Origin of the sequence: Rhodococcus sp. AG1013 (genome assembly GCF_003350365.1) — a bacterium.
GTDB lineage: Bacteria > Actinomycetota > Actinomycetes > Mycobacteriales > Mycobacteriaceae > Prescottella.
This window is the reverse complement of sequence record NZ_QQAT01000007.1, coordinates 91646-102823: the sequence shown is the minus strand read 5'-3', so window position 1 is coordinate 102823 and position 11178 is coordinate 91646. Positions and strand designations below refer to the sequence as shown.

Genomic DNA, 11178 nt, shown 5'->3' with positions numbered 1-11178 from the left:
GGATCCAGGGAGAGGCGGCGGAATGAGTGACATCGAGTTGTACCTGCAGAGTTCGCCCATTGCGCGGGACGGCGAACTACCCGCCCGGGACGACGTCGGAAAGGTGTTCGACGAGCTGGACTTCCAGTTCGCGACCCAGTCCTATCTGTGGGCGTTGCCGTTGGTGTCGTGGGCGCAGTGGCAGAGCGTGCACGAGAACGTATTCGGCACCGCACCTTCGGATCTCGTGGTGTACCGGACGTATCAGGATCGGCTGGGTCTCATCACCGCGAACGCGACGACGCCGTACATTCTCACCTTCTTCGAACTGAACCGGACCGGACCGATGGTGATCGAGCTTCCGCCGGGGCCGACCGCCGGTGGCTGCGCCGACTTCTGGCAACGCGAGTTCGCGACGATGGGGGAGATGGGTCCCGACCGGGGAGAGGGCGGGAAGTATCTCGTGGTGGGGCCCGGCCAGCAGTCACCCCCGGGAGACGGATTCCGGGTGCTGCAGTCGCCGATGATGCACGTGTTCTTCGGTTTCCGCACCCTCGATCCCGACCACGAGCGGTCCCGGACGCTCGTGGAAGCGGTTCGCGTCTACCCGTATGCGGAGCGCGAGAATCCGCCCCCGACCCGGCTGGTGTCACCGGACGGCCGGGAATGGTCCGGGATCCAACCCCGCGACCTCCGGTTCTGGGAACTGTTGCACGACGTCCTGCAGTCCGAACCGGTGGAGGAACGCGACCGATTTCCGATGGCCTGGTTGAAGCAGTTGGGCATCGAGAAGGGACAACCGTTCGCGCCGGACGAACGCCTGAGCAGCATCCTTCAGCGGGCGATCGACGCCGGCGAGATGTTCGCCCGGGCGAATGCGTTCGCGAAGCGGTTCCCGGGGTCGCAGTACTGGCCGGACCGCAAGTGGGACACCGCGATCGTGCTCGACAGTCCCACCCAGCGGGGCCGATACCACGACGAACTGCTCGAACGCGCGTCGTGGTTCTACGAGGCCGTGTCATTCTCCATGGCGATGAAGAGCACCATGTCGGGTCTCGGACAGGCGTACCTGGGCGCGTACTCGGACGCCGACGGGAACTGGCTGGACGGCGGACGCGCGTACACGCTGCACGTTCCGGCCGGTGTGCCGGCGAAGCTGTTCTGGTCCGCGACGGTGTACGACGTCGATACCCGGTGCCTGGTCGACAACGAGCAGGGCCGCGGCGATCGCGGGTCGCGGGACACGGACCTGGTGGTCGGCGACGACGGCTCCGTCGACCTGTACTTCGGGCCCACCGCGCCTCCGAGCCGTGAATCCAACTGGGTGCAGACCATTCCCGACCGTCACTGGTTCTGCTATTTCCGGCTGTACGGCCCGCTCGAGCCGTACTTCGACCGCAGCTGGAAACTCGGCGACATCACCGGACTGTAGTGGAGGCGCGTTGACCGCAGTGCTCGCACCGACGCTCGCCGGCTACCGGAGGAGTTGGCTTCGCGCCGACGTGGTTGCCGGACTGAGTGCCGGTGCCGTCGTGATTCCGCAGGCGATGGCGTACGCGACCATCGCGGACATGCCGGTGCAGATCGGCCTGTACACGTGCATGGTGCCGATGATCGTGTACGCGCTGCTCGGTGGATCCCGCACCGCCAGCGTGAGCACGACGTCGACCATCGCGACACTCACGGCCTCGACCCTGATCGGTGCGGGCATCGCATCCGGATCGGACGACGCCCAGACCGCGCTGATGACACTGACCCTGATGGTGGGCGTGATCCTGATCGCGGCTCGGGTGCTGAAGCTCGGGGCGATCATCGAGAACATCAGCGAGGCAACGCTGTCCGGGATCAAGGCCGGCGTCGGCCTGACGGTGGCCGCGAGCCAGTTGCCGAAGCTGCTGGGGGTTCCGGGTGACCCGGATGCCACCGGTTTCTTCCACGTGCTCGGGGGTGTGGTACGTCAACTGGGCGACGCGAACGGCGCCACCGTGGTGCTGTCGGTCGTGTCGATCGCGGCACTTCTCGTAATGGCTCGGGTGGCGCCGCGAGTGCCCGGTCCCCTCGTCGTGGTGGCGGTGGGCATTGCACTGATCGCGTTCACGGGCCTGCGTGACAGCGGGGTCGCGGTGATCGCGGAGGTTCCACGGGGCATTCCGCTGCCCGGGATTCCTTCCCTGCACGACATCGGTGCGCTGCTGCCGGGGGCACTGGCGATCTCGGTGATGGCGTTCCTGGAGACGGTGGCGGTGGCGCGCGGTGTCCGCCGGGCGGACGAGCCACAGATCGACAGCGACCGTGAGCTTCTCGCCAACGGTGCCGCGTCGGTAGCGGGCGCCTTCTTCCACACCCTGCCGCCGGCGGGCGGGTTCTCGCAGACCGCGGTCGCGCTGCGTTCCGGCGCACGATCCCAGCTGAGCGGCATCGTCACCGCGGTTCTGGCCGTCCTCGTCGCACTGTTCCTGGCACCCGTGCTCAGCGATCTCCCGCAGGCGACTCTCGGCGCGATGGTGGTGGTCGCGACGCTGGGCCTGGTGGATCCGGGTTCGTTCGTGCGCTTCTGGCGGGTCAGCCGCATCGAGTTCTGGGTGGCCGCGGTGACTGCGGTGATCGGTCTGACCGCGGGACTGCTGCCGGCGGTGCTCGTGGGCGTTGTCATGACGCTGTATCTCGTTTTGCGCGAGCTCAACCGTCCCCACATTTCGCAGTTGGTGAGGGATCTGGACGGCATCTGGACCGCGGTCGATCCGGACGGGCCACCGATCGCGTCGGATCCGCTGGTGCTCCGGATAGATCTGGGGCTCTACACCGCGAACGTGCGCGCCAATACGCGCGAGATCAGTAGGCGGGTCACCACCGCGGCCACCGCGCCGCGTGCGGTCGTGCTGGACTGTTCGCGGCTGTACCAGGTCACGACGACGGTTATGAAGAACTTCGTCGATCTCACCCGGGAACTGTCCGACGCCGGAGTGACCGTCTACTTCGCGGCAGTGCCGCCGCAGAACCTGGCGACCGTCCGCCGAACCGTCCTCGGTCGCGACTACGAGTCGCAGGGTCGGATGTTCGATACGGTCGAGGCGGCCGCCCGCACGTTGAGCGATTGACCGGGGCGCGTGACGCCCGGGTTGTTCGGTGTCGATGTCACAACCATTCGGCCCGAACGCCGCTACACCGGCCGCTCGGATATCTACCGTCCGCAGTATGTCGTTCCGATCATCGGTGATGCGGGTCCGGCCGGGAGTGCGGTCGTGGTGACACGGGTCCTGGTCGGCGTGGTCGTCGTCGCGGCGCTGTGCGGATTCGGGTTCGCGTTCTACCGGATGGTGTCCGATTTGCCGCAGACGGAGACGAGTCGTCCGATGGTGAAGGAGACATTCACGATCGGCGGACAGCCGACCACGTGCGAAGGTCTCTTCGGATCGTGCGACTTCAACCTGCAAACCTCGTTCAACCAGTGGGGGCGGAATCTGGACGTGTTCGGGGACGCGCCCACCCTGGGGCCGTACGGCCGAGAGATCGGCTTCCCGGCGTCGGCGAAGCTGGGGTTGCAGGCGTGCGAGATCGCGAGGGCGCCGGGGCGGACCTACCTCGAGTTTCTCGACGTCGCGCACGTCGAGCACCCCGAAGCGACCAGCCCCCAGCTCTTTCCGTTCTGGGACCTGGCCGCCCGGGAACTCTGCCCGATACCGCGGTGACGGGCTACTGGTGCTTGAGCACTGCCGCGAGCGCATCATCGGGATCGATGAGGTGGCTGTGGTCGTCGTCGCCGAGTTCGATGTCGGCCCAGTCGATTCGGCCGGTGAACTTGCCGCGCGGTGACTTGTAGCCCTCGTATACCGGCATCCCGGTGTCGACTCCGACGTCGAGTCCCTCGTCGAACGAGAAGTAGAGCGGGTGCGTGCGCGGCACCCGAGCGCTACCGGATTCGTCCCCGTCGATGTACAGCGTTGCCGTGCCGCCCTTGCCGATTCCGTCCCCGTCGTAGGTGAACTCGACGCGGACCTGATGCTGTCCCGGCGTGAGCGAATCGTCGGACAATGCGGTGGTGCGCTGCAGTCCGCAGTAGTTGTAGTGATACCCGAGTTTCCCGCCCTCGGTGAACAGACACCACCCGCCGGTTCGTCCGCCCTGCGTGACGATGACACCGTCGGCGCCGGTCTCAGGCACCTGAACCTGTGCGGTCAGTGAAAAGCTCCGGTTCTTGATGTTGATCGCGACGTTTTCGTTCAACCGGGTCACCCCCTCGAACAGCCGCAGCTTGTCACCCTGGACCAGGGTCGGCCGGCCGGCGATGGCCGGGTTCATTCGTTCCGCAGCGCGATCGTCGAGCGGCCCTGACAGCGCGACTGTGGCGTAGATTCCATCGCCCGAAGCCCGTCGCCTGGCGGCCAGATCGGGATCTACTGTTCGATCTCGAGTTCGCCCATGAGCGACCAGTCGACGCCGGGAATCTCGGTGTTGACGATGCGCGGAGTCTCGCGCAGTGCCGGACGCATCGCATCCAAGCCGTTCCTGAAATGCGCGGAACCGACGTGGTCGGCGCCGGCCTGTCCGTCGCGGAACGCCTCGATCAGGACGAACTGAGTGGGACTGTCCACGCTGCGGGTCCATTCGAACCAGAGATTTCCCGGTTCGGCCCGCGTCGCCTCGGTGAATTCCCGAGTGATCTCGAGCCAGTTGTCCCGGTGCTCGTCGAGGACTTCGAACTTCACCACGATGAAGATCACGATGACTCCCGTCTTCTCGTCAACGGATGACGGACACGCGGCCCACGCCTGCGGTCACGAAGTCAGTATCGGTCGTGAGCGGCGTCGCAATCAATGCCGCAACGTCGAACGCGGCGTTCAGGGCGTTCAGTGCGAACGCAATTCCCGGCGTGGCTCGGCGAACCGGAAGAACTCGAATGTGATGAGCGCGAGCAGGACCGCGGTGAGTACGCCCAGCGTCGCGAGGGCCGGCAGGTGCCACACGACGGGGATGAGGCCGAGCAAGACGATCACCGTCACGATCCGGGGCACACTCAGCAGCCCGGCTCCGTACTTCTTGAAGAACACCAACGCCGCGACGTACAGCGCGGCACCACCGAACAGCGCCACGAGTGGCCACCCGGTCAGCGGGTCCGTCAACCGGTGATGGTTGCCGTCGCCCACGTAGTAGAGGATCTTCTTCAACCCCAGCGAGAGCATCACGATGCCGATCACCATCGGCAGGTGCGCATAGCTGTAGCAGCCCTGGGCGATGAGGATGCGTCGGCGCCCGTCGGATTCCTCGAACGCGTGCTCCACTATGAGCGAGGTGACGTCGAAGTATGCCCACCACAGCAGCGACGACACCGCCAGGCCGAGGAGAGACGCGACGATGATCGCCCACGTGATCGGCAGGCTTGCGACACCGATCCCGATCGAGACGATGGACTCGCCCAGCGCGACGATGACGATCAGCCCGTGCCGTTCAGCGAAGTGGCTGACCGATCGCAGCCGCCAGCCGGTGCCGCCGATCAGGGTGCCGAGGTAGTCGCCGGCGAGGGCGAGGAACCACATGACCGTCTGCCACGGCCCGGTCAGCTGCGACGCGATCAGCAGGAAGGTGGTGCCTGCGAGCATCGACGGCACGAACCGCATCACCTGGCCGCGTAGCTGCGGATCCTCGCGACTGATCACCAGGAACATCAGGATGTGCAGCGCGCGGACCACGAAGTAGCCGATCGCGAAGACCACGGGCCCGTCGAGGCCGCCGGGTAGGTCGTCGAACGCCTCGGGGATCGTCAGGGCGACGATGAACACTGCGGACATCGCCGCGAGCATCACCACCCGGACGACGCCCTCGTCGGCCCGCACGAGGTTCGCGAGCCACGAGTAGCCCACCCAGCTCCACCACAGCACGGCCATCACCAGCACGCCGTGCAGAAGGTTGATCCCGCTGGGATCTGCCGACATCAGGTCCGTCACCCGGGTGAGCGCGAAGACGAACACCAGGTCGAAGAACAGCTCCAGCGGCGAGACGGACGCCCGTTCCTCGGTGGGGCGGGTACTCAGGCGTCGAGTGAGGTCCACGGCGACGATGCTTCCACCGACGGAGCCGACGTGCCCCGAAACCGATGGCCGGGACGGCCCTGCACCGGATCGGACGCTCGTCGGTAAGCTCGACAGCTGGACTTGCATCAATCCATCTACCCGGAGGTACACACGCGTGGCTCTCGTCGTCCAGAAGTACGGGGGATCCTCGGTCTCGAGTGCCGAGCGCATCCGACGCGTCGCTGAACGGATCGTCGAGACGAAGAAGGCGGGCAATGATGTCGTCGTGGTCGTCTCGGCGATGGGCGACACGACCGACGAACTGCTCGACCTCGCGCAGCAGGTGTGCCCGGTGCCGCCGGCTCGCGAGATGGACATGCTGCTCACCTCGGGCGAGCGCATCTCCAACGCCCTCGTCGCGATGGCGATCCACTCCCTCGGCGCGCAGGCTCGATCGTTCACCGGCTCGCAGGCCGGCGTCATCACGACCGGCAGCCACGGCAACGCGAAGATCATCGACGTCACGCCGGGCCGCGTCCGCGCTGCACTCGACGAGGGCTCGATCGTTCTGGTCGCCGGCTTCCAGGGCGTCAGCCAGGACAGCAAGGATGTCACCACGCTCGGCCGTGGCGGCTCCGACACCACCGCCGTCGCGCTGGCCGCGGCCCTGAAGGCCGACGTCTGCGAGATCTACACCGACGTCGACGGTGTCTTCACCGCCGACCCGCGCATCGTGCCCGACGCGCAGCGCCTCGACACCGTCTCCTTCGAGGAGATGTTGGAGATGGCCGCGTGCGGCGCCAAGGTGCTCATGCTGCGCTGCGTCGAGTACGCCCGCCGCTACAACGTGCCCGTGCACGTCCGCTCGTCATACACGACCAAGCCCGGAACGATCGTGTCCGGATCGATGGAGGACATTCCCGTGGAAGAAGCCCTGATCACCGGTGTTGCCCACGACCGCGGCGAAGCCAAGGTCACCGTCGTCGGCCTGCCCGATACCCCGGGCCACGCCGCCAAGCTCTTCCGCGCGGTAGCCGACGCCGAGATCAACATCGACATGGTGCTGCAGAACATCTCCAAGGTCGAGACCGGCAAGACCGACATCACGTTCACGCTGCCCAAGTCCGACGGCCCGCGCGCGGTCGAGAAGCTGACGGCGCTGCAGTCGGAGATCGGCTTCACGCAGATCCTGTTCGACGACCTCATCGGCAAGGTGTCGCTCGTCGGCGCCGGCATGAAGAGCCACCCGGGCGTCACCGCCAAGTTCTGCGAGGCACTCGCGGACGCCGACGTCAACATCGACCTGATCTCGACGTCGGAGATCCGCATCTCGGTGCTCGTCAAGGACACCGATCTGGACGACGCCGTGCGCGCGATCCACGGAGCTTTCGAACTCGGCGGCGAGGAAGAGGCCGTCGTACACGCAGGAACGGGACGGTAATTCGAGATGACCACCATCGCTGTCGTCGGTGCCACCGGCCAGGTCGGCATCGTCATGCGCACCCTGCTCGAGGAGCGCAACTTCCCCGCCGACAAGGTCCGCTTCTTCGCGTCCGCGCGCTCGGCCGGCAAGACGCTGCCGTTCCGCGGTGAGGACGTCGTGGTCGAGGACGCATCCGCGACCTCCGACGAGGACCTGAAGGGCATCGACATCGCGCTGTTCTCGGCCGGTGCCACGCTCTCGCGTGCGCAGGCCCCGCGGTTCGCCGCGGCCGGTGCGATCGTCGTCGACAACTCGTCGGCGTGGCGCAAGGACCCCGAGGTTCCCCTCGTGGTCAGCGAGGTCAACCCGGAGGAGACCAAGAACCCGCCGAAGGGCATCATCGCCAACCCGAACTGCACCACGATGGCCGCGATGCCGGTCCTCAAGGTGCTGCACGACGAGGCGGGCCTGCAGCGCCTGATCGTCAGCAGCTACCAGGCGGTCTCCGGCAGCGGCATCGCCGGTGTCGAGGAGCTCGTCGGCCAGGTCCGCGCTGTCGCCGACGACGCCGAGAAGCTGGTGCACTCCGGCTCGGCCGTCGACTTCCCGGCCCCCGACAAGTACGTTGCGCCCATCGCGTTCAACGTGGTGCCCCTCGCCGGCGCGCTCGTCGACGACGGCAGCGGCGAGACCGACGAGGACCAGAAGCTCCGCAACGAGAGCCGCAAGATCCTCGGCCTGCCGGACCTGCTGGTGTCGGGTACGTGCGTGCGCGTGCCGGTCGTCACCGGTCACTCGCTCGCGATCAACGCCGAGTTCGAGCGTCCGCTGTCGGTGGAGCGCGCCCAGGAACTGCTGGCCGCCGCCCCCGGCGTCGAGCTGGTGGACGTGCCGAACCCGCTGGCTGCTGCCGGCGGTGACGTCTCCCTCGTCGGCCGGATCCGCCAGGATCCGGGTGCCCCCGAGGGCCGCGGTCTGGCGCTGTTCGTCTCGGGCGACAACCTGCGGAAGGGCGCGGCGCTCAACACGATCCAGATCGCCGAGCTGCTGGTCCGCTAGGGACACATCTGATCCGAAGATGCCCTGTACCGATCGCGGTACAGGGCATCTTCTGTTTCGGGGTCTTCGTCAGTCGAGTTCGGAAATGGCGACCAGCCCGCCGAGATATTCGGAATCCGAGTACGCCTTGGCCAGCAGTGCGCCGAGCTCGGCGAGAGCCTCGTGGTCGGGACCGTACGCGACGAACATTCCGGCCTCGGGATCGGTGCGGAAGCGTTCTTCCAGGTGGGGTGCGTCGCGCCCCACCACCGCGTGGGCCACCGAGGCCCAGTCGTATCCGGAACCGTCGAAACCCTCCACCTGCTCGAAGATCGCGGCCACCTTGCCGAAATGCTGGTCCGTCAGCATCAGCGACCAGTTACCCGGTGACGTCTCGAAAAGCTGCAGTGGCTCGATCGAAGGTGATGTCATGGGTGCATTGAAGCAGAACCGACCGACAGGTGTGTCTCGTCGGCCGCCGGATCGCTTCGGTCGGCGAGTCCTGATGCCGCCGAGTGTAATTCGACGTAGGTTGGCCTCGACGGTGGCCGATGGTGGTCCGGCTCACGCGCGGGATCGAGAGGGTATCGACGATGGACGCTGGGAACAGTCGGGACTGGGCGCCGCTCCTGGAACGTCTGGCTGACCGTAAGTCGGCGGCGCGGGCGATGGGCGGCAGCGAGAAGGTCACCCGCTACCGGGCGACGGGACGACTCGATGCGCGCGCCCGGATCGAGTACCTGCTGGACCCGCAGTCGTTCGACGAACTCGGCCTGCTCGCGGGCGACGGCATTCCCTCCGACGCGTTCGTCGCCGGATCGGGTCTGGTCGACGGACGTCCGATCATGGTCGGCGCCGAGGACTTCACCGTCGCCGGCGGGTCCATCGGCACCGCGGCCGCCTCCAAGCGGACGCGCGCAGCCCAACTGGCACTGCGCAACCGGGTCCCGCTGGTGATGATGCTCGAGGGCGCGGGGCATCGCGCGACCAACGCGCTCGAGCGGAACCGACCCGCACCCAACGACCTGCAGGCCATTGCGGAGCTCTCCGGGCTGGTGCCGACGGTCGCGATCGTGACGGGACCGTCGGCCGGTCACGGGGCCCTCGCCGCGCCGCTGTCCGACTTCGTGATCATGATCGCCGGGCACGGCGCGCTGTTCACGGCCGGGCCGCCGTTGGTGGCGGCGTCCACCGGCGAGCAGATCGACAAACAAGCACTCGGCGGGCCGCAGGTCGCGATCGACGCCTCCGGTGTCGCCCACAATCTCGCCGACTCCGACGAGGCCGCGCTCGCTCTCGCCGGCCGGTACCTGTCGTACTTTCCGAGCAGCGCGTGGCAGCGGCCGCCGTGGGTGGGTCCCGAGGGCGGCAACCACGACGTGGGGGAGCGGGCGCTACCGGAACTGCTGGACCTGGTCCCGGTGAACCAGAAGCGCCCCTACGACATGCGTGCCGTCATCGACCGACTGGCCGACGCCGGCACGGTCACCGAGATCCAGCCCACCTACGGGAAATCGATCATCACGGCGCTCGCGCGCATCGGCGGGCACTCGGTCGCGGTCGTCGCGAATCAGCCGAGTGTGATGGCGGGTTCGGTGACGGTCGAGGCCGCCGACAAGGCCGCGGGCTTCCTGCAGCTGGTGGGGGCGTTCCACCTGCCGGTGGTGTTCCTCGCGGACAATCCGGGGGTGATGGCGGGCAGTGCGTCCGAGAAGGCGGGCATCCTCAAGGCCAGCGCCCGGATGTTCGCCGCGCAGCACCGGTTGCGGACCCCCAAGTTCCACATCACCGTCCGCAAGGCGTTCGGGTTCGGCAGTTCGGTGATGGGGATGAATCCGTACGACGACCAGTCCATGACGCTCGCGTTTCCCGCCGTCACCCTCGGCGGCATCCCCGCCGACGTCGGGGGCCGGACGGCGAAGGAGGACGACGAGACCCGGCGCGCGCTGGTCGAGAACGAGGCCTCCGGACCGTGGGCGCTGGCGCAGACGCTGTTCTACGACGACGTCATCGACCCACGCGAACTCCGCAACATCCTGATCCGCGGCCTGCGGACATCCACCCGCGACGGAAGCGGGATCGAACCCGTCGCGCACCACGGCTACCTGCGCTAACGGCTCACGGGTGCGTTGGTGCCGTCGTACGTGCGGTAGCCGCCACGCCGGACAGTAGCGTCACGATGGCGATCCCGACCACGAGGTAGATCAGTGAGCTGCCGATCTTGGACTCGGTGGTGGCGTAGACGGTGAACGGCCACAACGCGACCGCGATCGTCGCGAGCATGCAGATCCATCCGAAGAACGTCGGTGCGCGTGGTGTGGAGATCATCAGCAGGTGCAGCAGCGCCGTCGCCAGCAGCGCCGCGACAGCTGCGTACCCGGCGAGCGTGGTGACCTGCGAATCGCCGAAGGCGGTGGCGGGGGTGATCACCGGGATGTCGAGCAGGCCGCGGACGAGCAGGAGCCCCACCACTGCGGCGAGGGCCGCGACGATCGCGGTGGCGGCCCCGCCGGCCCACAGACGCTTCGCATCGAGAGTGGGTGCCGGCGGAGGGCCGGGCGGGTATGCGGTCATCGAGTGTTCCTTCCGGTCGCCGGTCGGGGAACCGTCCTGTGGACAACGTAGGTCGGCGACCATCCCGACGCCGTCACCCGTGGCGGGTGAAACATCGGACGCCGGGTGTCTGTGCCGCTCCCGATGTGGACGTGTCACGATTCGCTGGACGCGATA

General features: G+C 67.4%; 11 protein-coding genes. 6 read left to right on the top strand and 5 right to left on the bottom strand.

Annotated elements, in window-relative coordinates; translation table 11 throughout:
* The first annotated feature begins 22 nt into the window (after positions 1–22).
* From DEU38_RS11440 to DEU38_RS11430, 3 genes are read left to right on the top strand one after another with little or no spacing between them, the layout of a single operon-like run.
* Positions 23–1411 carry a DUF1254 domain-containing protein gene (locus tag DEU38_RS11440; RefSeq protein WP_114721192.1) on the top strand — a complete coding sequence of 463 codons (1389 nt, stop codon included), beginning with the start codon at positions 23–25 and terminating at the stop codon, positions 1409–1411.
* A 19-nt stretch (positions 1412–1430) separates the two neighbouring features.
* Positions 1431–3077 (top strand): SulP family inorganic anion transporter, encoded by a 1647-nt coding sequence (locus tag DEU38_RS11435; RefSeq protein WP_258557837.1) that lies wholly within the window; start codon positions 1431–1433, stop codon positions 3075–3077.
* 9 nt (positions 3078–3086) lie between these two features.
* Complete coding sequence (locus DEU38_RS11430; RefSeq protein ID WP_258557818.1) at positions 3087–3668, top strand: hypothetical protein; 582 nt, start codon at positions 3087–3089, stop codon at positions 3666–3668.
* Between the two features lie 4 nt (positions 3669–3672).
* Here DEU38_RS11430 and DEU38_RS11425 read toward each other — a convergent pair whose 3' ends face one another.
* The 3 genes from DEU38_RS11425 to DEU38_RS11415 all read right to left on the bottom strand — a co-directional run bounded on the left by DEU38_RS11425 (position 3673) and on the right by DEU38_RS11415 (position 6026).
* The gene (locus DEU38_RS11425) at positions 3673–4278 is read right to left on the bottom strand and encodes a LamG domain-containing protein (protein ID WP_258557817.1); all 606 of its coding nucleotides are present in this window, start codon (positions 4276–4278) and stop codon (positions 3673–3675) included.
* A gap of 95 nt (positions 4279–4373) precedes the next feature.
* Positions 4374–4700: a putative quinol monooxygenase gene (locus tag DEU38_RS11420; RefSeq protein ID WP_114721189.1), complete on the bottom strand. Its 327-nt coding sequence runs from the start codon at positions 4698–4700 to the stop codon at positions 4374–4376.
* 126 nt (positions 4701–4826) lie between these two features.
* Positions 4827–6026 (bottom strand): low temperature requirement protein A, encoded by a 1200-nt coding sequence (locus DEU38_RS11415; RefSeq protein ID WP_258557816.1) that lies wholly within the window; start codon positions 6024–6026, stop codon positions 4827–4829.
* Positions 6027–6162: 136 nt separating this feature from the next.
* Between DEU38_RS11415 and DEU38_RS11410 the strand changes: the two genes are divergently transcribed.
* Both DEU38_RS11410 and DEU38_RS11405 read left to right on the top strand, forming a co-directional pair.
* Complete coding sequence (locus DEU38_RS11410) at positions 6163–7428, top strand: aspartate kinase (RefSeq protein WP_114721185.1); 1266 nt, start codon at positions 6163–6165, stop codon at positions 7426–7428.
* A 6-nt stretch (positions 7429–7434) separates the two neighbouring features.
* Positions 7435–8469 carry an aspartate-semialdehyde dehydrogenase gene (locus DEU38_RS11405; RefSeq protein ID WP_114721183.1) on the top strand — a complete coding sequence of 345 codons (1035 nt, stop codon included), beginning with the start codon at positions 7435–7437 and terminating at the stop codon, positions 8467–8469.
* 69 nt (positions 8470–8538) lie between these two features.
* Here DEU38_RS11405 and DEU38_RS11400 read toward each other — a convergent pair whose 3' ends face one another.
* Entirely contained in the window at positions 8539–8880 is a 342-nt protein-coding gene (locus DEU38_RS11400) for an Imm51 family immunity protein (RefSeq protein ID WP_114721181.1), read from the bottom strand.
* Positions 8881–9041: 161 nt separating this feature from the next.
* Between DEU38_RS11400 and DEU38_RS11395 the strand changes: the two genes are divergently transcribed.
* Complete coding sequence (locus DEU38_RS11395) at positions 9042–10562, top strand: acyl-CoA carboxylase subunit beta (RefSeq protein WP_114721395.1); 1521 nt, start codon at positions 9042–9044, stop codon at positions 10560–10562.
* 4 nt (positions 10563–10566) lie between these two features.
* On the opposite strand, the gene DEU38_RS11390 is transcribed toward DEU38_RS11395, so the two are convergent.
* Positions 10567–11022 (bottom strand): DUF6069 family protein, encoded by a 456-nt coding sequence (locus tag DEU38_RS11390; protein ID WP_114721393.1) that lies wholly within the window; start codon positions 11020–11022, stop codon positions 10567–10569.
* Positions 11023–11178: the final 156 nt, after the last annotated feature.